The 20702-nt window shown below is 51.5% G+C and carries 18 protein-coding genes and 1 pseudogene; 12 read left to right on the forward strand and 7 right to left on the reverse strand.

Annotated features, from left to right (window positions below; all coding sequences use genetic code 11):
• Positions 1-60 precede the first annotated feature (60 nt).
• From FNU79_RS15120 to FNU79_RS19520, 12 genes and pseudogenes are all read left to right on the forward strand, one after another.
• Positions 61-1002 carry a sugar transferase gene (locus FNU79_RS15120; protein WP_185974744.1) on the forward strand — a complete coding sequence of 314 codons (942 nt, stop codon included), beginning with the start codon at positions 61-63 and terminating at the stop codon, positions 1000-1002.
• 253 nt (positions 1003-1255) lie between these two features.
• Complete coding sequence (locus tag FNU79_RS15125) at positions 1256-2593, forward strand: nucleotide sugar dehydrogenase (RefSeq protein ID WP_143721647.1); 1338 nt, start codon at positions 1256-1258, stop codon at positions 2591-2593.
• Positions 2590-3552, forward strand: a complete 963-nt coding sequence (locus FNU79_RS15130; RefSeq protein WP_143721648.1) for a Gfo/Idh/MocA family protein — start codon at positions 2590-2592, stop codon at positions 3550-3552. The genes FNU79_RS15125 and FNU79_RS15130 overlap by 4 nt, the downstream gene beginning before the upstream one ends.
• 1 nt (position 3553) lies before the next feature.
• Complete coding sequence (locus FNU79_RS15135) at positions 3554-4132, forward strand: acyltransferase (protein ID WP_143721649.1); 579 nt, start codon at positions 3554-3556, stop codon at positions 4130-4132.
• Positions 4129-5238 (forward strand): DegT/DnrJ/EryC1/StrS family aminotransferase, encoded by a 1110-nt coding sequence (locus FNU79_RS15140; RefSeq protein ID WP_143721650.1) that lies wholly within the window; start codon positions 4129-4131, stop codon positions 5236-5238. Before FNU79_RS15135 ends, FNU79_RS15140 begins: the two co-directional genes overlap by 4 nt.
• Positions 5238-6701, forward strand: coding sequence for a lipopolysaccharide biosynthesis protein (locus tag FNU79_RS15145; RefSeq protein WP_143721651.1), 1464 nt, complete (start codon positions 5238-5240; stop codon positions 6699-6701). The genes FNU79_RS15140 and FNU79_RS15145 overlap by 1 nt, the downstream gene beginning before the upstream one ends.
• 162 nt (positions 6702-6863) lie before the next feature.
• Positions 6864-7985, forward strand: coding sequence for an O-antigen ligase family protein (locus FNU79_RS15150; protein ID WP_185974745.1), 1122 nt, complete (start codon positions 6864-6866; stop codon positions 7983-7985).
• Entirely contained in the window at positions 7948-9105 is a 1158-nt protein-coding gene (locus FNU79_RS15155) for a glycosyltransferase (RefSeq protein ID WP_143721653.1), read from the forward strand. The genes FNU79_RS15150 and FNU79_RS15155 overlap by 38 nt, the downstream gene beginning before the upstream one ends.
• Before the next feature lie 11 nt (positions 9106-9116).
• The gene (locus tag FNU79_RS15160) at positions 9117-10211 is read left to right on the forward strand and encodes a glycosyltransferase (protein WP_185974746.1); all 1095 of its coding nucleotides are present in this window, start codon (positions 9117-9119) and stop codon (positions 10209-10211) included.
• The gene (wecB, locus tag FNU79_RS15165; protein ID WP_143721655.1) at positions 10208-11290 is read left to right on the forward strand and encodes a non-hydrolyzing UDP-N-acetylglucosamine 2-epimerase; all 1083 of its coding nucleotides are present in this window, start codon (positions 10208-10210) and stop codon (positions 11288-11290) included. Before FNU79_RS15160 ends, wecB begins: the two co-directional genes overlap by 4 nt.
• Positions 11291-11332: 42 nt before the next feature.
• Entirely contained in the window at positions 11333-12391 is a 1059-nt protein-coding gene (locus FNU79_RS15170; protein WP_143721656.1) for a glycosyltransferase family 2 protein, read from the forward strand.
• Between the two features lie 104 nt (positions 12392-12495).
• A pseudogene (locus tag FNU79_RS19520) lies at positions 12496-12669 on the forward strand (IS3-like element ISDds1 family transposase); the annotation flags it as partial.
• 156 nt (positions 12670-12825) lie between these two features.
• Here the strand turns inward: FNU79_RS19520 and FNU79_RS15175 are convergent.
• From FNU79_RS15175 to FNU79_RS15200, 7 genes are all read right to left on the reverse strand, one after another.
• Complete coding sequence (locus FNU79_RS15175) at positions 12826-13542, reverse strand: hypothetical protein (protein WP_143721657.1); 717 nt, start codon at positions 13540-13542, stop codon at positions 12826-12828.
• Positions 13543-13637: 95 nt separating this feature from the next.
• Complete coding sequence (locus FNU79_RS15180) at positions 13638-15212, reverse strand: O-antigen ligase family protein (protein ID WP_143721658.1); 1575 nt, start codon at positions 15210-15212, stop codon at positions 13638-13640.
• A gap of 234 nt (positions 15213-15446) precedes the next feature.
• The gene (locus tag FNU79_RS15185; protein WP_143721659.1) at positions 15447-17066 is read right to left on the reverse strand and encodes a tyrosine-protein kinase domain-containing protein; all 1620 of its coding nucleotides are present in this window, start codon (positions 17064-17066) and stop codon (positions 15447-15449) included.
• A gap of 803 nt (positions 17067-17869) precedes the next feature.
• Positions 17870-18037, reverse strand: a complete 168-nt coding sequence (locus FNU79_RS19195; protein WP_185974747.1) for a hypothetical protein — start codon at positions 18035-18037, stop codon at positions 17870-17872.
• Positions 18038-18288: 251 nt separating this feature from the next.
• Positions 18289-19521: a chromate efflux transporter gene (gene chrA, locus FNU79_RS15190; RefSeq protein ID WP_225430108.1), complete on the reverse strand. Its 1233-nt coding sequence runs from the start codon at positions 19519-19521 to the stop codon at positions 18289-18291.
• Between the two features lie 116 nt (positions 19522-19637).
• Positions 19638-20060: a hypothetical protein gene (locus FNU79_RS15195; RefSeq protein WP_143721660.1), complete on the reverse strand. Its 423-nt coding sequence runs from the start codon at positions 20058-20060 to the stop codon at positions 19638-19640.
• A 99-nt stretch (positions 20061-20159) separates the two neighbouring features.
• Positions 20160-20702 (reverse strand): tyrosine-type recombinase/integrase (locus FNU79_RS15200; RefSeq protein ID WP_143721661.1); only part of this gene is annotated, 543 nt, incomplete at its 5' end.

Raw genomic sequence — 20702 nt, forward strand, 5'->3', positions numbered from 1 at the left:
TTGCCACTTGTCTGGTGTTTAGGACAAGTAGCAGACCTAAACATGCCCTTATTAAGCCCAATGCCGCTTTTGCTGTTTTGGGGAGTAGGCATGGGTGTCGCTCGGTTGGTGTTTCGGCGTCAGATGCCTCCTGTATTGCTCGGTGTGTGCTCAGGAGAAACAAACCTGCTGCCTTCAGAATCGCGGGTACATTATGTCCGCCTGGAACACCCGGATGAAATCCGACTGGCAGAAATTGATGCGTTGCTATTCGACTCAAGATATGCCTTAACTCCAGAATGGCGAAAGCTGATCCTCCAAGCACAGACGGCAGGGACGCCAATCTTGACATTGGCTGAGCTGAATGAAGAACTGTACGGCCGTGTTGCTCTTGAGGATCTACATATAACTGGCCTCAAGACCGTTGAATCTCATGACACTTATGCAGTCGTCAAACAAGTATTAGACGTTATGGCTGTGTTCCTATCTCTGCCCATACTTCTGCCAATATCTCTTATCGTTGCGCTGTTGGTGGCCTTTGATACGGGGCGGCCGATATTGTTTTTGCAGTGGAGAATTGGGGAGAGAGGTAAACCCTTTCGTATCGTAAAGTTCCGCACAATGAAGCGCGATTCTGAATCCAATGGTGCTGCTTTCGCGTCCGTGGGAGACCTTCGGGTAACTCAACTCGGATACTTGCTCCGAAAATACAGACTAGATGAAATCCCTCAGTTTCTGAATGTTTTACGTGGCGAGATGAGCATCATCGGCCCTCGCCCAGAGCAAAAAGCGTTTGTAGAAGAATTTGAGCGTAAGATTGATTTCTATGCAGTTAGGCATTTGGTTAAGCCAGGCATTACTGGTTGGGCGCAGGTGATGCAGGGATACGCTGCTGGCGCTGATGAAACGCTAGAGAAGTTGCGCTACGACATTTTCTACATTAGGAATTTTTCATTTTGGTTGGATGCGCGTATCGTCGCCAAGACAGTGTGGACAATATTGACTGGCTTTGGTGCCCGGTAAGCTGTATTACACTTTGATGTCGAGGCGTGATGATTAAGCGACAAGTCTAGCCCACATTCAATCAAAGATTCCGATCACAAAATGTCAGGATGGTAGCCAAGTGATCACACAAGTATTACTGCGTCTGGGCATGAGACATCGATACAAAGTATTAACCGAGAATGTAGCAATGCGTGTCCATGAGAGTACAAGGTGAACTCTACTGTCACTTAGGGTACGATTAGGAGTCACTGCAGAAGTGAATGGGGGATTTGTGAAAAATGCCACTAAAGCCGAATCAGAAGTCACCAGCGCCGTTAGGTTAATTGAGAAGATAAAACAGCATACCGCTCGAATCGGCGTGGTCGGCCTGGGATACGTTGGTCTGCCTTTTTTAGTTGAGAAGGCTAAGGTCGGCTTTCATGTAGTGGGGATTGACCGGAATGAACGCCGAGCCGATATGGTGGCGCGTGGAGAAAATTATATTGGTGACGTGCGCGACGAAGATCTGAAGGAAGTTGTACAGCAAGGGTTGGTGACCACAACCACCGACTTTGAGACCATATCCGACCTCGATGTGATCGTAATCTGTGTTCCCACGCCTCTGGACCGGAACCTCAGTCCGGATCTCAGTTACGTCAGGAGCGTGACCACCGAGATCGCGTGCCACCTCCGCCCTGGTCAACTCGTCAGCCTAGAGAGCACGACCTACCCGGGTACGACCGAGGAGGTCATGAAGCCCATTTTGGAGGCCAGTGGCCTGCGGGCCGGAGTGGACTTTTTTCTGGCGCATTCCCCGGAGCGGGTCGACCCCGGCAACGCGCGCTACACCACCAAGAACACCAATAAGGTGGTGGGCGGCAACGACCCGCAGAGTCTTGAGGTGGCGCTCGTGTTCTACCAGCAGACCATCGAGCATGTCGTGGCCGTGAGCAGTGCCAAAGCTGCGGAGATGGTCAAGGTGTATGAAAACACCTTCCGTGCCGTGAACATCGCTCTGGCCAACGAGATCGCCCTGCTGTGCGACCGTATGGACATCAATGTCTGGGAAGTGCTCGACGCCGCATTTACCAAGCCCTTCGGCATCATGCCCTTCTATCCTGGCCCAGGCGTGGGCGGACACTGCATTCCGCTCGACCCCCATTACTTAGAGTGGAAAGCACGCGAGTACAACTTCCAGACCCACTTCATCGCCCTCGCCGGGGAAACCAACCGCAAAATGCCGGAATTCGTAGTGGAAAAGGCGGCACGGGTGCTGAACCAGGCCCGCAAGCCGCTGAACGGTTCGGGGGTCTTGCTGCTCGGTATGGCCTACAAAAGTGATCTCGACGATTACCGTGAGTCGCCCGCGCTGGAGATCTACAGGTTGCTGGAGCGTGCCGGAGCATGGGTCACGTTTCATGACTCTTGGACCCCCGAGATCAATGAACACGGCGTCCACGCCCACGGCGTCGCCCTGAGCGACGAGGCGCTGGAAGCAGCTGACCTCGTGATTATCACGACCCGCCACAGCAACGTGGACTACGCGCGCGTCGTGGAAAAGGCCCAGCTTGTGCTCGATACCCGCTACGCAACGCGTGGTCTCGAAAGTGAAAAGGTAACTCTGCTGTGAAGCGCTTCGCCTTGATCGGTGCGGCCGGATACATTGCCCCCCGCCACCTGAAAGCCATCAAGGACACCGGCAACACTCTGGTGGCCGCCTTCGATCCCTTTGACTCGGTCGGTATCATGGACTCGCACTTCCCGGACGCCGAGTTCTTCACCCATCCCGAGCAGTTCGAGAGCCATCTGCATGACCTCCGCCGGGCAGGCCGGGGTGTGGACATGATCAGTATCTGCAGCCCTAATCACCTGCATGATTCGCATATCCGGCTGGCCCTGCGGGCCGGTGCGGACGCCCTGTGCGAAAAACCACTTGTGCTGCATCCGCAGGACATCCACAACCTCAAAGCCATTGAGGCGGAAACGGGTCGGCGGGTCTGGACGATTCTACAGTTGCGCACGCACACAGCCCTGCTCAAGCTCAAGAAGGAGCTCGACGCACAGCCTAATTCAGGAATCAAGGACGTAGACCTCTCCTATGTGACGAGCCGCGGCGTATGGTATCAGCGCAGCTGGAAAGGCCGCTTGGAGCAGAGCGGCGGTCTGGCCAGCAACATCGGCGTCCACTTCTTCGACATGCTGACCTGGCTGTTCGGCGACGTGCAACATGCGGAGGTGCATGAGCGCAGCGACATGGTCACAGCTGGGTTTCTGCAGCTCGAACGCGCCCGTGTGCGCTGGTTCCTGTCGGTGAATATGGCTGACGTGCCGCAGGAGCTGCGGGCCAGAGGCCAGCGTACCTACCGGTCCATCACCATGGACGGCCAAGAGATCGAGTTTAGCGAGGGCTTCACCGATCTCCACAACATCGTGTATCAGCGCACGCTGGCAGGCAACGGCTTCAGCCTCGACGACACGCTCGGTGCCATCGAGACCGTCGCGCGGCTGCGAACCCTGCCGTTGGTTACCCCGGAGGCCACCCGACGTCACCCTTTACTCCCCGATGCTCGTCGCCCCGTGGATGTGTGACGTGATCTGGTGGAAGCATGACAGCGCCGTTGTGGATGACGGTGCCCAGATCGGCAGCGGCACGAAGGTCTGGCACTTCAGCCATGTGATGCCGGGGGCGGTGGTCGGCAAAGGCTGCTCGCTCGGTCAGAACGTGTTCGTGGCCAACCAAGTCACTATCGGCAACGGCGTCAAAATTCAGAACAACGTCAGTGTCTACGAGGGTGTGATCTTGGAGGACTACGTCTTCTGCGGACCCAGCATGGTCTTCACCAATGTCCGCACGCCCCGGAGCGAGTTCCCCCGCAATACGAGTGCTGACTACGCTGTCACCCGCGTTAAGCGGGGAGCCAGTATCGGTGCCAATGCCACCGTCGTCTGCGGTATAACCTTGCACGAGGGGGCCTTTGTGGCCGCTGGCGCGGTCGTAACGAAGGACGTCCCTGCCTATGCGATGGTCGCGGGCGTGCCTGCCCGGCAGATCGGCTGGATGGGTGCCAGCGGTGACCTGCTCGACTTCACGGGCGGCGACACCGTAACGGACAGCCTCCAGCACACTTACCAGAAGATCAGCGATACCGAGATCAGGAGAATCGTATGACCAGCAGCGACATCAAGCAGATTCCCATCCTCGATCTCTCCCCGGAGATTGACGAGCTGTGGGACGACCTCAATGCAGCCATCCAGCGGGTGGTGCGTTCGGGGCACTTCATCATGGGACCTGACGTCCTCGCCTTCGAGCAGGAAGTCGCTGCTTACCTGGGCGTGAAGCACGCCGTGGGGATGAACAGTGGTACGGACGCCCTGATCATCGGCCTGCGCGCTCTGGGCATCGGCCCTGGGGACGAGGTCATCACGACGCCGTTTACCTTTTTCGCCACGGCCGAAAGCATCAGCAGTGTGGGGGCCACACCGGTCTTCGCGGACATTGATCCAGCGACCTACAACATTGACCCCACCTGTATTCGGGAGCAGATCACACCCCGCACCCGGGCGATCATGCCCGTTCACCTGTATGGCAACCCCTGCGCGATGGACGAGATCATGGCGATCGCTGAGGAACACGGCCTGCTAGTGATCGAGGACTGCGCGCAGTCTTTCGGGGCGCGGTATGGGGACAGGCAGACGGGCACCATTGGCCACGTCGGTGCCTACTCCTTCTTCCCCAGCAAGAACTTGGGGGCATTCGGGGACGGCGGCCTGCTGGTGACGGACGACGACCAGGTGGCGGAGCTGGCGCGGATGCTGCGTGCCCACGGCTCGCGGAAGAAGTACCACAACGAGATGCTGGGGTACAACAGCCGCCTCGACACCATTCAGGCGGCGATTCTGCGTGTGAAGCTGCCGCATATCGATCGGTGGAATGAGGAACGCCGCCGTGTAGCCACAACGTACAACGAACTGCTCCAGAATGTGCTTGGGATTGTAACGCCCGAACTGCGCGACGGACACGTCTTTCATCAGTATACGATTCGCTTGACGGAAGCTGACCGGAATGGGTTTCAGAAACGCTTAGAGGATCAGGGAATAGGAACAATTGTGTACTATCCGATTCCTCAAGATCAGTTGCCGATCTACAGTGGAATCTATCAATCATATCCCATAAGTAAAGAGGCTGCCACCAAAGTTTTGTCACTGCCAATGGGATCCTATCTGCAGCGCAATTTACAAGACAAGATTGTACAGGTTATTAAGCAGCAAATCTGATGCAAAGAGCACGAGAAAAGATTTTAAGGCTTACCCTTAGTCCTACTGCTAAGGGAGGTGCCATAATTTTATCCGGAAATTTGCTAGGCCAATTAATAGCTGTAATATCTACCCCCCTGTTAACTCGAGTATATGATCCCAGTATTCTTGGAGTATATGGGATATTTACATCGATCGTATCAGTAGTAGCAGTAATATCTAGTATGCGCTATGAGTTGGCAATAGCTTTACCCAAAGAGGACGCCAAGGCAGCCTCTCTTCTGGTTGTTTCGGCAATCGCCTCTCTTCTTATTGCAGTACTAATTCTTATATTATGTTTCATTTTTAAAAATGAATTAATTGCGCTGACGGGATTGACAAACAGTGCATACTTATTCCTTATCCCCTTAAGTGGAGCCATCATAGGCGTTCAGCAGGCATCTCTACAATATTTATTGAGAACGAATTCTTATTATAATTATGCAATTTCACGCGTTTTTCAGGGTAGTAGTATTATAATTCTCCAAATTGTTTTTGGCCTAGTAACTGGATATGGAATATTTATAGGCGATTCTCTTGGAAAAGTTTTCATAGTGTTACTCTTGGTGTATTTTGTTTCAAAGAACTGGAGTAGGGTAAGTTTCCAATGCTCAAATCTGTTGGACATCGCTAAAGCTTACTCACAATTCCCAAAATATAATCTCCCAGCAGCAATGTTAGGGGCTTTAAGTATAAATTTACCCATAATCATAATAAACTCACATTTCACGAGCGCCGCTGGTGGACACTTTTACATGGCATATAGATTACTCTCCCTACCTGTACAGCTGTTAAGTCAAGCTATTGGACAGGTTTTCCTAGCAACAGCATCAAGAATATACGCCAATGGACTGCCAATCGATACGATAACCAAGGATACCATAAGAAATCTTTCTATTGCAGGAGGCTCATTAATTCTAGGTCTAAATCTTGTGACGCGTGACAACGTTTCAATTATACTTGGCGAAGCATGGGGCCCTCTTTATTCCTATGTGCTAATTATGTCGCCTTGGTTCATATTTATGCTTATATCTAGTCCGATAAGCCATGTAATGAATATATCAGGCAAACAAAAGCAGAGCTTGATCTTCACTATCGTTGAATTTACATTAAGATGTTCCATATTGTATGCGTCAATTATGTACAACAATATATTTTTAGCTGCTATGGGTCTTTCTATTGTTGGATCCGTCATCTCCGTTTCTGGACTATTGATGTTTGTGATCGCAGCCAAGGCGTCCGTAAGGAAAGTCATTCTTGACTTACTGAAAGTCTTACTTACGGCTTTTTCATTGCTCGCTTTGACTCTTGCATTCCGCAATGATTCTTTGTTCGTTAATTTAATTTTCTCATCGATCTCCTTATTATCATTCTTGTTAATAATAAAGTTCGTGGTTTTTAAAGATCTCAACCTCGGATTATATGATAAAGGAGGAAGATTTTAAAGTATGAGATATGGATCTAGAATAAATTTGCTAACTAAAAGCTTAGGGGATGTAGTAGTTTTTCCTATGGCATTGTTCTTTGCATTTGACGGGATCTTTCTATTTTTGTACGCCTTTACCGTCCCCCTAGAGCCCATACTATTAACTAGTACCGGATCTACCGTGACAACATTGCTCGGTGCAGCGTTCGCAATCTCAAACGGTGTCACAAGTGCATTAAATCGTCCAAAATTCATAAACACTAAGCCGAAGAAAGTTTTACTACTCTACTTGCTGATAGCAATATTTAGTTTGATTTGGTCGATTGACTTCGCCGCTACTGTTAGTTCACTTACAAATTTATTCCTTCAAATTCTAATTTTGATCTTAATTGCCAATTACATTGGTTGCAACGCTAAACGATTGAATGCATTATTGATCTCAGTTGCATCAGGGGCAAGTCTTGCCGCATTACTTGGATTGATAAACGTTGGCATATCTTCTGGTAATCGCATATCATACTTTGAAGGTGGTGATCCCGCCCACTTTGCCTCTTCAATAGTCCCCGCTGTCATGACAGCTCTAGTTATTATTATGTTTAATGACTCTATAGGTCATAAGCTATATGCGATCCCTATATTTATAATATCTACCGCATCAATTCTTTTGTCAGGAACGAGAAGTGCCTGGATAGGTATCCTTATTGCGCTAATAATGTTTGTGCTACCCCTAGTAAAATCAAAGAAGCTTGCTTACATAATTATATTTGTTTTTAGTGTTATCACCTTGATATCATACATTCCAGTAACGGCAAACTTTGTGTCAACCCGGATCGATACAGCCAATGACACTGGGGGAGCAGGAAGGACGAGTATTTGGGTCGTTGGTAGGCAGATTGCACTTGAGCATTTACCGCTAGGGGTTGGCCTAGGTGCCTTTCCAACGGCCTTTGACAACCAAGCTATTTTTAAATCATCTTTAAAGTCTATTAACTCTGAAGAGATTTATCCAGGTCGAGCACCGCACAACATATATCTATCGAATCTATCAGAAGTAGGCATCCCCGGCACCGCTCTTTTCATACTCTTTCTTTACAGCACTATGTCCTCACTTTGGACTTATCCACGCAAAAAATCCTCTATAATCATATACTCTGTCCTAATTGTTTATATATCTCAAGGATTCTTTTTAGATGTAACAAATCGCAAATATTTCTGGCTGTTCTTAGCTTTGGCTATTGGATGTGAGGCCGTAAAAAGGAGGGAACGTGAAGGTTCTTTGGCTAACTCCAAGCTATCCCTATAAGGCTGATCCAGTAAAGGGAGTTTTTTTTAAAACTCAAGTCAGCTCACTCAGTAGTTTGTCAGTTGACATAGATGTTCTCGCCCCAATTCCGTATGTTCCTTGGCCTATGGGGATCTTTAATTCTAAATGGCAAAATTATTTGAAGGTTTCAACACATTCTGCTGAGGGTAAGGTTCATATATATAGGCCGCGCTATATCTCTTTCCCTCGTGAAAATATATTCAGAACTGCACATATTTTCAAAACCCTTGCGGTATTTCCTTATATGTTTCGAAAATACGATCTTTTGCATGCCCATTTCAGTTATCCAGAAGGACTCGTAGCAGCACAAATGTCAAGGGTTTTTTCGCTACCTTATGTCCTCACTTTGCATGGCAGTGATGTAAACGTATACGCCAAGATCAGCAAAAAGCACCGTGAGTATTTCTGTTCGGCAATTAGGGGTGCGGAAACCGTAGTCACCGTTAGTAGTAATCTAGCAGACACTGTGTATGATATAACAGGCGTGAGGGCAAAAGTCTTACCGATTGGTATTCATATCATACCTCCTAACTTGCTACAAGAAAGCTCTCTTATAAGAAGTATAGCTAAAGGCAGAAAAGTTGTTTTGTTCGTAGGAAATCTTTTAAAGACAAAAGGAGTCGGCGAACTACTTGATGCTCTAGCCGCTATCAACAGCGATAGAATAGTTGGTATTTTCATTGGGGACGGCCCAATGAAAGATAGTGTGATCACTTCATCACTGACAGAGATCATCTTTTTAGGTGTACTCCAGAATGACGAAGTTAGGAAAGCCATGAAGAGTGCAGATGTTCTAGTCCTTCCCTCATATATGGAAGGTATGCCAACAGTTATTATAGAAGCTGGTTCGGCTTTATTACCTGTTATAGCGACTAAAGTCGGTGGTATTCCCGAAATTTTAGATGATTCTACGGGTTACCTAATAGATAGTCTCTCTTCTCTGGAGCAAGTTATAAAATATGTATTAGAAAACAGAGAAGAAGCTACTGAGAAAGCAAAAGTCCTATATGAGCGCATAGGCTCTAACTACGATGTGCTACATAACTCAGAGTATCTCAAGAAAATTTATGAAAGCATAGTAGAGGATGGAAAAATATGAAAATTGTCCATATGACTTCTGTCCATCATGCCTATGATACTAGAATACTGCACAGACAATGCCTAGCCGCTATAGATGCTGGCATGAAAGTGATTCTCATTGCACCTCATCGGCATGATGAACACTACAAAGGAGTTCACATAAAATCTGTGCAACAGATCGATAATCCAAGACGTAGATTGCTAGTCGGCGCGATTAACGTACTGAAACTTGCCTTGAGGGAGAGAGGGGATGTTTATCAGTTTCATGATCCGGAGCTGATACCAGTTGGAGTAGTACTGTCACTTCTCGGCAAGAAGGTAATTTATGATGTTCACGAAGAATACACTAAAGACTTTTTGACCAAAGAATGGATTCCTAGAAAGCTTAGGCGACCTGCGTCTCTCGCTATTTCCTTACTTGAGAAGGCTGCTCAAGGGTTCTTTTCCGGAATTGTCGCCGCCACGCCTACCATTGCGAATCAGTTTCCCCCATCAAAAACTATAACAGTTCAAAATTTCCCCAAAAAATCCGAATTAAGCAGCATGACTAGCCTTCCATACTCCGAGAGAGGATATAAAATCATATATATTGGAAATATAACTGAGATAAGGGGAATACGCGAGATGGTAACCTCCGTTAACTATGCTTCTAACAAACTAGCTGCCCCATTATCGCTAGAACTCGGAGGATCATTTTCTCCATTAGAATTGAGAGAAGCAGTATTACGTATACCCGGCTGGCACAATGTCAATTATTGGGGCTTTCTGAATAGAGACGAGGTAGCAGAGATTATGGGTACTGCCCGTATTGGATTACTCCTATTTCATCCAACACCAAATCATTTGGAGGCTCTTCCTAATAAGCTTTTTGAGTACATGTCTGTTGGCATTCCAATTATTGCTTCCAATTTTCCATTGTGGACCAAAATAATTAATGAGACTAGGTGCGGATTGGTAGTCAATCCAAAGATTCCTCAAGAAACCGCAGAGGCTATAGAGTATTTAATTAACAATCAAAAAGAAGCGGAGGCAATGGGGTATCGAGGGCAAGAGGCTGTAGAAAACATCTATTCATGGGAGCCGCAGGCCCAAAAGCTAATAGCTTTGTATAGGAGCATGCAGTGAGAATAGTTACTATTATTGGAGCTCGCCCACAATTTATCAAGTCATCTGTAGTGTCTTTTGAACTTCGAAAGGCTGGAATAGACGAATTGGTAATTCATACCGGCCAACATTACGATAAGTCGATGAGCGCTATTTTCTTCTCACAGCTTGGCTTGCCACAACCAGCTTATAATTTGGAAGTAGGCTCAGGTAGCCATGCTGTACAAACCTCAAAAATGCTGGTAGGTATTGAGGAAGTGTTACTTAAAGAGAAGCCAGACTTAGTTCTTATCTATGGAGACACAAATTCGACTCTAGCAGGCGCTCTGGCTGCTTCAAAAATTCACATTCCAGTTGCGCATGTGGAGGCCGGTCTAAGATCACATAATATGCGTATGCCTGAAGAAATAAACCGTCTTGTCGCAGATCGCTTATCGAGTATGCTATTTACACCAACTTTCATTGGTAAGAAGAATCTTTTATTAGAGGGATTTGTTAAGGAAAAAATATTTCTCACAGGAGATGTGATGTATGATGCTGCTATCCATTTTTCAAAGTCAATACATCCAGACGATTTATCCATAGATCCAAATATACTAAACAATCCGTTTGTTTTAGCCACTATACATAGAGCAGAGAATACTGATAATCCAGAGAATCTTAAAGGTATAATTAAAGCGCTTAAAAAAATAAGCGAACAAATTAGAGTGATTCTTCCTTTGCATCCCCGTACAAAACGTGCTCTACAAGAACTGGATCTAAACAGCTCTCTGTCTCCCTCTATAACTGTTTTAGAGCCTCTAAGCTATTTCGATATGATTTACCTCGAAAGCAGAGCTCAAGTGATCGTAACTGATTCAGGGGGAGTCCAGAAGGAAGCCTATTTTTTCAGGAAGCCATGCATCACAGTGAGAACGGAGACTGAATGGCAAGAGTTGATTGACACGAAATGGAATAGCTTAGTGAACCCTGCAGACTCCGACGGTATTATTGATGCGTTTAATAAAATAATGACTCCTGTAGATTGGCCACAACTATATGGAAGCGGAGATGCATCTAAAAAAATTGTTTTATCGATTGACACCTACCTTAGAAAATAATAGACCTTTATAGCAGTATAAAACACGATTTAAGGAGATCAGATGAGCCGCTCTTCAATTCCTTCTAACAATGCCCGTGTATCAGTGCTAGTTCCAATGCTTAATGAGGAAAAATATATCCTAAGTTCTCTATTATCAATACTGAATGGTACCTACGCGGCAAATTTGATAGAAATTATCGTTATCGATGGAGGAAGTTCAGATCAATCTCTAAATATAGTTTCCGAACTCCAGAAAAACTATAAAAATATAAAGTTAATAAACAATGCGAAACGAATTCAGGTGGCTGCTTTAAATCTAGGTTTAAGATATGCGACGGGTGAAATAATAGTGCGCGCCGATGCTCATAGTATCTATCAATCAGATTATATAGATCTAATTATTTCTCCCATCTTAAAAGGTGAGGCTGAGAATGCTGGTGGGGCTCAAATACCTTGTGGTGATACGTACATTACTTCTGGCATAGCTCGGGCATTGGCATCTCCATTTGGAAATGGGAATGCTACATATCGGGTGGGCCGTGCATCTAAATACACGGATACAGTGTATTTAGGTGCATGGCGTAAAAGTATACTGGAAGAGATTGGTGGTTTTAATGAATTAATGGCGGTTAATGAAGACTATGAATTGAATGTACGCCTTAGGAAGCGGGGAGGGCGAGTCTTATATATCCCACAACTACGTACAAAGTATTTTGTTCGAAAAAGCATTCTCCACTTAGGAAAACAATACTTTAAGTATGGGAAATGGAAAATAGCAACACTATCTATACATAGAACATCGCTACATCCTCGGCAAGCGCTTGTACCTATTGCTACAGCGCTCATTATGAGCTCGCTCATTGCCTTTATTATTTCTCGTAAAAAGCACCTTATGGTACCTTCGGCTACTTATGCTTTAGGGTGCGTTTTATTTTCATTATCACCAGATTTAAAAAAATTTAATCTAAAATATTTACCGATCACACTGCTGGCATTCCCAGTGATACATTTCAGCTGGTCAGCAGGGTTTATTTCCGGTATTATAAAGTCGCCTTTACCTAGGTCACGCGAAATCAAAGGAAATGATAGGCAATATTCTGATTACCCCTTAAGTAGATGACAGTTTCTGGGTGCAAGAGTAGACCTCTTGCGAAAGTCATGATTGGCAGGCTCGCGTAAGGTTGCAGAGGGCCGCGATCAGTTGAAATCGGAGAGCGAAACGACGACCTGAGCGTCAGTGTTTCACTCCTCCGCAAATGGATGAGTGTTGAGCACGAGAGTGGCCAGGCCGCATTTTCCGGTCATGGTAAGCAACTGCTGACTGCTGACCAGCAGGAGATTCGTAGGTTCCGTAAGGGGGTTGCAATCCTGCTCTGGGAGCGTGAGATCCTAAAAAAGCCACGGCCTGTCTTGAGCAGAACGGACGCCTGCCCGCTTTTTCGTAAAAGGGATTACTCGCTGCATGTTCTGATCATTAATCTGATCTTGGTGGGCTTGAGTCGTCGTCACTGGACTTCAGTAGACCAGATCTTCCGGATAGGCTTTTACTGGCTGTCAACGTGGCGAAAACTTGAGGCGGGTCACGATCAGATTCCGATCCGCCAAGGTTTGGTAATAAGGGTTCGTGATGGTTATGGTAATGGGCAGGGCACTCACAGTCAGACTGACCGTTTGCAACTGCGCCCGGCTGATTGGTTTGCCAAGGACTTCGCCTGCCTGCACGATAATAAGCTGGGGAAAGGCTCTATTGCCCTCACGGCCCACTAGGGTAAAAGTAAGTTGACCTGGGCCGCAGGGCACCGCTGTGAGAGCTAGACCGTTAACTAGAGTCGCTACGTTCGCTGCCGGGTACCATTTTCCCCCGGCGGCTGGCACGTCTATCTGAGGCAATACATGACAGGTCGGGCCGCTAAACCAGAAGCTTGACAGGGTCGCTATCCGAACATCCGTAAGAGTATAGTCATTAAAATAGCCTAAAATCAGACGACCCGGTTCCGAAACGTTGAGTTTCCAAGTACGTTCCTGATTGAAGGGCTGCGTATTGAGCACTTGGCCATTGAGTGCTGCGAGCAGGATTGGTTCTTCACTACCTGCCACTTCACCGTGGGCCGTAATTTCCAGCGTCCCCGCCGAGCAGAGGTCGGCTTGCAACCAAGAGGTACTCAGAAAGCGGTAAGTTTCATTTTGAATAATAAGATTATCCTTGCCGCTCTGATAGCCCACCTCAAATTTCGGCGGCTTGGTGCAGTGCAGGATCGAGGGTGGAATCACTAGGAGTGGCTGAGTAGTCAGGCGGCGGGCCACTTCACCCAGCCAGCCCGCCGCGACTAGGGGGATGCTAATTAGCAGAGCCTTCCTATACAAGTTCATGGCTGCCACTTCACGATCCAACTCCGTTGGGCCAAGGGCATCGGGCGTAGCGTCGAGTCACTGGGATAGAGCAGCAGTTCCAGACGCTGACTTGGCTGAGCGTACAGATCCTGTTTGAAAGTAAGTAACGGCGCTACGAGCCCAGCCTGAACATTGATCGGCATGCCGATCAGGTAAGTGCAACTCTTGAGGCAAGTTCGCAATTCAGTGCGATACCTGCCCGGCGGCAAATCGAATTGAACATAGAAGCTATATTTCTGAGTTGTTTTGACCGTGGTAGGCGCGATTAGAGTGGTTATCTTATAAATCGGATTGGGCGGCGGCATCTTCAGGGAAGCCAGCAGCGGCACTGATAAGACTATCATCAAGCCTGCCGCCGTCAGGCTCGCTGGCCAGCCGAGCAACGGCCAGCGGGTTGCCGAGACGTCGTTGGGCAACTGGGCTAGCACCGCTCCGACCATCACCCAGAAGACCTCAGCCACCCCCGGACTTGGCACAAGAAGGGTGTTGTCTGTGGCAGTGGCCAGTAACAGCCCAAAGATAACGGCCACACCTAATGGATCGCGTACCCATACGGCACTCACGGCTACCATGCCAAGAAGGGAAAACAGCCCTAGTAAGCCCAGCGGGCCAGTTTCAGCTAACTGCTGCAAAGTTACGTTGTGAGCAATCAGCCAAGGATAACCTAGGTGACTGATCAGATCGGAACACGGCGCACCAGTACCTTCGGGCGCAGGCCACAGCAGGCACTGGCCTCCCGGCGGCGCGAAGCGTGCGCCCAAGCGGTAGCTTCCCACACCCGCAAGCGGCGCACTTTGAATCACTGAAATTGCGTTCCACCACACTATGTCCCGGCCTGACGTGTCGGTTCTGAGCAGCCGTGTCACTGACTGAATATCAAGGCGCTGGGCCGCATACAAGCCGCTGCCCAGCAGCACCAGACCCAAGAGCAGGTTTATGGCAATTTGCCAGCGCAGCCGCACCAGAAAGCCCAACAGTGCGCCCAGACCAGCCGCCGCCAGCCCACCTCGACTGCCAGAGAGCAGCATGATAGAGATAGCGACCACGCCCAGCGGTACACGCCACCACCAACGCCCACCCGCGAACAGCGCCCACCACAAGCCGAACGCCCCCGTCAGTCCCAGGGTGATCGAGGTCATATAGGGATGAAAGAGCCGCTGCTGAGTCAGCTCCGGCGTGCCCAGCCCGCTGTAAAGGAGGGCAGTAGCGTAGACCGCCACCAGGCCCCAGGCCAAGCCACGCAGCCAGGGCGTACCCGACAGCGCCAGGCCCGTCCCAATCAAGCCGAACATCAAGAGCGTGCGAGCTAGGGCCAGGATAGTGGCCAGCAGCGGCTCGGGCGACAGCAGGGCCGGGAGTTGCTGGCTAAGTGCGTAGCCGCCCAACACCCACCACAGCGGGCGGGGCAGGTGGCGAAGTTTTGGCAGGGCCAGCAGGGCGAGCGGGGAAAGCACGTAAAGCGGTACCAACACGGCCCACCAGACCCGCCATCCCAGCGCAGGTGCGGGCCGTTGAGTGGATTCGGTTGCAAGTGGCGTGTGTGATGACAAACTCACTCCTGTTAGGTAGGTTCCTTGACGACGTCTATATTGATCGCATAAATAACCAGCGGGTGGAAAGCGAGTGAGATACTCCCCAAAAATTGGTTTGGGTTAGAACAGAGCCTCCGGTGGGCGTGGGGTGTCTTGCAAAGTCAAGTAGTGCCGCAGTGTTAGTGCCGGGATCCAGGCAACTTCCATTCCCTTCGGTGGCTGGCCGTTGCCGCTTGCCACTGATTCTTCGGTTCATTTCTGCGGTAACTCCGCGTAATTGTACCCATAGTAATAGCTCTGCTCCGAGCGAGGCACTTTGTTGATTACTGTACCGAGCAGCTTGACCCCATTTTGCTGGGCAATCTGCTGCACCCGCTCCAACTCATCCAAGCTGGTTTCACCCGACTCGACGACCAGAATGACGCCGTCAGTGCTGATGGCCAACTTGAGGGTCTCAGCCAGCGCCAGAATCGGCGGCGTGTCAATGATGACAAGGTCGTAGGCGCTGGCCCAGCGGTGCAACAGCCCGGCCAGATCGGGTCGATTGAGCAGTTGCTGGCTCTGTCGACTGGCTTGCCCGGCGGGCAGCAGGTCGACGTTCGGGTACGCCGGGTCGTGAACCGCGCATGCCAGCTCAGGATGCTGCAAGGCGAACGGCAAGGTGGCTTGCACGGCGCTCAGGTCGGCCTGTGCTCCCGGCAGCGGCACGATCTGAGTACTGGCCATATTCCAGAGCCGGTGTTGGGTAGGGCGGTGCAGATCGGCGTCGATCAGCAGCACCCTCTTGCCTTCATCGGCGAAGCTGGCACTTAGAGTGGCCGCCAGACTGCTCTTGCCCGCGCCGGGGCGGCTGCTGGTGATGGCCAGAATCTTGACCTGCTCACCGCCCACACTGCTGAGGTTGATTCGCAGAAAGCCCAGCGACTCGTAGAGGCGACCCGACCGGCTGGCCCGTAGCATCCCGCCGCCTAAATCACGCCGACCTATAAGCGGCACCTGTCCCAGCAGCGGCAGCCCCAACGGCATCAGATCGGCGGCGCTGTTCACCCGTCCACGCAGTGAGCTGAGCAGCAGGGTCAGGCCGCTGGCGGCAAATAAGGTCAGCAGGGCCGCCAGCGCCGCATTGCGGGTGGGTCGGGGAGCGACGGGCGTCACTGGGTCGCTTGGATCGGCTCCCGGCGAGAGGGTGCCGCTGGAGGTTTGCTCCAGTACCGCCACTTGCGAGAGGTTTTGCAGCAAGGTTCCGCGTGCCGCTGTCAGGCTCAGGCCGTCGGGGCTGCCCGCCGGCACGCTCGCAATCCGGATATCGAGGGCCTTGAGCTGCGCGTCGATGTTGCGCCGGGCGTTGGCCACCCCGCGCTGAGCACGCGCGCCGTCCCAGCCCAGCAGAGCGTTCACGGTGGCCCCGGCCAGCACGCGGGCGGCCCTGGGCGTCCCAGCTTGGGCCACGATCTCGTAGACGCCGCGCTGCTGAGTATCGAGGCGCGAGTTCACCTTGATCATGCTGGTGTTGCCGGTGTTGAGGCTCGCCTGTAAGCCCGCCTGAATCTGCTCTGTGGGTTTGGAGCCGAGTTGGGCCGCCGTCACGCTTTGCATGATCGCCTTTGTCACACTGCCGGAGCGCAGGGCCTCGTCGAGCGCACCCTGCGGCAGTGGCGGAGCAGTGACCAGAGTGTTATTGACCACCTGATTGCCCACGTTGCTGAATAGACTGATGATGCTGCTGCGTGACTCGTAGATGGGCGCTTGCGAACGCGACACCAAGTAGGTGCCCGCGCCGACCAGCACCGTCGCCCCCAGAATTGGCAGCAGGCTGCGGCGCAGAGTGCTGAACACCTGCAAAAGATTGATGTCGTCGTTGGCTTTAGTCATTCAAACCTCTAAGAAAGCTCGGTAAAGTGCTGCGGTTTAGATACTAAAGTGGTGCAGCGTGACAGTGACGGAGATCGGGAGGCCAACATCAGACATCTGCTTGCTGCGTCGGGGTCTGTCAGTAGGGCTGCCCGGCGCTGAATTTGTTGAGGTTCTGATTTTACACTCAGCAAAGGCGATCCCAATTTATGTTCGGCGCAGATGCAAAGCGTTGGGTTTGATCAGGCAATCAGTTTAGCGAATTTGCCTGCGACTATGTGCATACGAATGGAGGAGTGATATTGCTATGACACCGCCGTCGAGATTCTTCTCCTCCAAATTTAGCGACCACAACTCGAAAGTTCCTTAAATCCTTGCACTGGGGTTGGGTCACGTCCGATGAGGAAGACTCGGGCGGCTCCAGAAAATGATGCTTCTCTGATATGATGATTTTTAAGCTTTTTAAAAAAAACATAATCATCATATCATCATAGGCGACTTGTCTAGATAAGCTGAACGCGTGTCAGACACCTCTTTTAGCTTCAGAGGGCTGATTTTCCCCCCAAACTTTACGAACACCCGCTCAATTTGCTCTGAAAGCGGCCTCGGAAGTCTGAAAACTGAAAATGACGTCCCACACGTCATTTTCCAAAATTTCCCCCAAACTTTACGAACGGCTGAGAATATTTCCCCCCAAACTTTACGAACAAAAAAGGCTTATTTCCCCCAAACTTTACGAACGACCGGAAAAAAGTAGAAAATAACGTCTCAGAGAGGGAATATCCAGGTTTTCCGGACATTCGACTCAAGGTTTCCCCCAAACTTTACGAATCGGTTCCAGGGAGCAGGGCCAGTACGGCAGCGGCTCTCTCCGGCGCACTGAGCGGCAGGGTCCGTGCCAGCGTTTGAATCACCTGGGGCACCGAGAGTTGGCCGTTCAGGACGGCGGCGCGCAGTTGATCGCCCATCATCACCGTCAAATGCGGCGTCATTCCGCTGAAGCTGAGCTGACGCTCGAGATGCTCGGCTTGCTTCTCTCTGGGCAGGCTTTGAAATAAGGACGTAACTACTGCCCGAAAGCGTATTGAGATCAACCAACTCTGCGGTGCGCTTCATGGCGCAAAGACAAGCTCCAGAACTTTTATACCGCTAAGCGAAATCTGCCCTCCAGCCCTTCAGGCATTCCCCTTGTGCAACGTCCTCGAAGGGTAGCCCTCAACTGGTTGTGATTCACCGCACACGCTCACAGCAGCAGCCCGCCCATCAGTGCTGAGAGAGCCACGACCAGCCACGGCGGCAACTTCGCGTATTCCAGCAAGGCGAACGCGCCCAGAACCAACGCAAAATCAAGGGGTGTCGCCACAGCGGCGGTAAACACGGGCGTGTACAGCGCCGCCAGCAAAATGCCGACTACACCGGCATTCACGCCGCGCAGCGCCGACTGCACAGTGGGCCGGGTACGCAGGGCATTCCAGAACGGCAGGGCACCCGCCACCAGCAAAAATGACGGCAGGAAGATCGCCACCGAGGCCACGGCTGCCGCGACGAAGCGGTTGAGTCCCACCTGGCTGACCGCACCCAGATAGGCGCTGAAGGTAAAGAGTGGGCCAGGCACCGCTTGCGTAGCACCGTACCCGGCGAGGAAGGCGTCACGGGTGACCCAACCGGGCGGAACCACTTCCGCTTCCAGGAGTGGCAGCACGACGTGTCCGCCGCCGAAGACCAGTGAACCCGCGCGGTAAAAGCTGTCAAAGACACTGAGAAACGGTCCGCCCACAGTCTGCCGCAACAGGGGTAGACCCACCAGCAACAAGCCGAACAGCCCCAGAAAGGCCCCACCGAGGCGGCGGGACAGGGCCAGCGGCAATTCTGCGCCCCCGACCAGCCCCGCACCAGGCAGGAAGCGCCAGCCGATCAGACCCGCTGCCAGAATGACCAGGACTTGAATGAAGGTGGTGGGCAACAGCAAGACGGTGATGGCGGCACCCAGGGCCAGCGCGGCACGTGCGCGGTCCGGCGTCAGTGTTTTTGCCATGCCCAGCACAGCCCGCGCCACCACTGCCACGGCCACGATTTTCAGGCCTTGAAGCCAGCCCGCGTTCCCGAGGTCACCCACGGCAGTCACGCCCAGGGCAAACACCACCAAGACGATGGCGCTGGGCAGGGTGAAACCCAGCCAGGCGGCCAGTGCTCCCCACAGCCCTGCCCGGCTGATCCCGAGCGCCATCCCGACCTGACTGCTGGCGGGTCCAGGCAGAAACTGACACAGAGCGACCAGATCAGCGTAGTTGTGCTCGTCAAGCCAGCGGCGGCGGTGAACAAATTCCTCACGGAAGTAGCCCAGATGCGCGACTGGGCCGCCAAAACTGGTCAGACCCAGGCGGGTGAAAACCAGCAGAACCTCTAGGAAGTGCGAACGGGGAGGCAGTGGTGGAGCGGTGCCGGGTTTGAGCGGGGCGTGGGGAGCGTTCGTCACGTGTTCTCCTCGGGAGCGTCCAGAGGGTGGGAAGGGTCTTACTCAAGCGCTTCGTGGGTTAAACGATTTGATGTCAGGCTTTTCGGAGTGAATCCCAGCACTGCGCGGCGAGCATGTCATCCTTGCGAATTTTTGACTTCGCTACCAATGTCGAGATCAAAGAATTTTAAACCGCCAAAGAAAAAAGCACATGCCAGCACGGCCTTCCCAGCTTGAGCAAGCAGGTCGTGCTGCACCTGGCCCCCACCGCCTACCGCTTTGAAAAGCGGTTGAGTTCCTCGCCCGCCAGGAACTGCGGCAATCGATGCTCGCGTTTTGGCTTCTCCAGCTTGAGTTTCTTGTGGGCCTACTGGCAGATGTGGGTGAACTCGTCGTAACTCAGCCGTTTCTTGCAGGCGAGTCGGACGAGCTGGGCGACAACTTCGGATATCGCCTTTTGATCTGACATGCTGCAATGTGTGGAGTTTGGGGGCGGAATGTCGGCTCAGCAAGCCCTTTTTGGGGCAAAACATTTCGTGTTGTGTCTTTTTTTTCTGCATCGCTCCTTCTGTAAAAGGGGAGAAGCTGGCGGTTCTGCCCTTTCGTGGCGCACGGAAGGCAGGGATAATCTGATCTTCAGAATTCTTCCTGCGCTGTTTTCACCAGTCACGGTTGAGCATCTTGCCTTTACTGGCATACTGGACGTAGATCTCTGAGGTTTCAGTGCTGCTATGTCTGAGGTGGTCTCTCACCGCCAGCAGGTCGGTGGTTTCGCTGTACATGCGGGTGCCAGCGGTATGCCGTAGACCATGCACTTCGCGGCCCTCGTACTTCACGCCTGCCCGGCGACAGAGCCTGATGAGTGAATCGCGAATTCCACTGCGGCTGCGCAACCTTAAGACCCAGGGGCCGAAGTCCGGCGTCGCTGCCAACCAGATCTTGAGCGCCTGCTCGGCTCGGCGCGAGAGTCCCACCGACTGCCGCCGTCCCCCTTTGCCCAAAATGGTGATCCTAGGTTGCTCGCCGTTCAGATGAACGTCGTCGCGCCGCAAGGAGGACATCTCCGAGTTTCTCAGTCCACAGTCGGCACCAAGCAGCACGTAAACGCGTTCTTGAGGATCAGCATGCTGGAGCAGCGTGTCGATCTCCGCTTTGGTATAGGGTGCGCGTTTCTCCCAGCGTGGGGTGGGATCCGAAGCACC

The organism is Deinococcus detaillensis (genome assembly GCF_007280555.1).
Classification (GTDB): domain Bacteria; phylum Deinococcota; class Deinococci; order Deinococcales; family Deinococcaceae; genus Deinococcus; species Deinococcus detaillensis.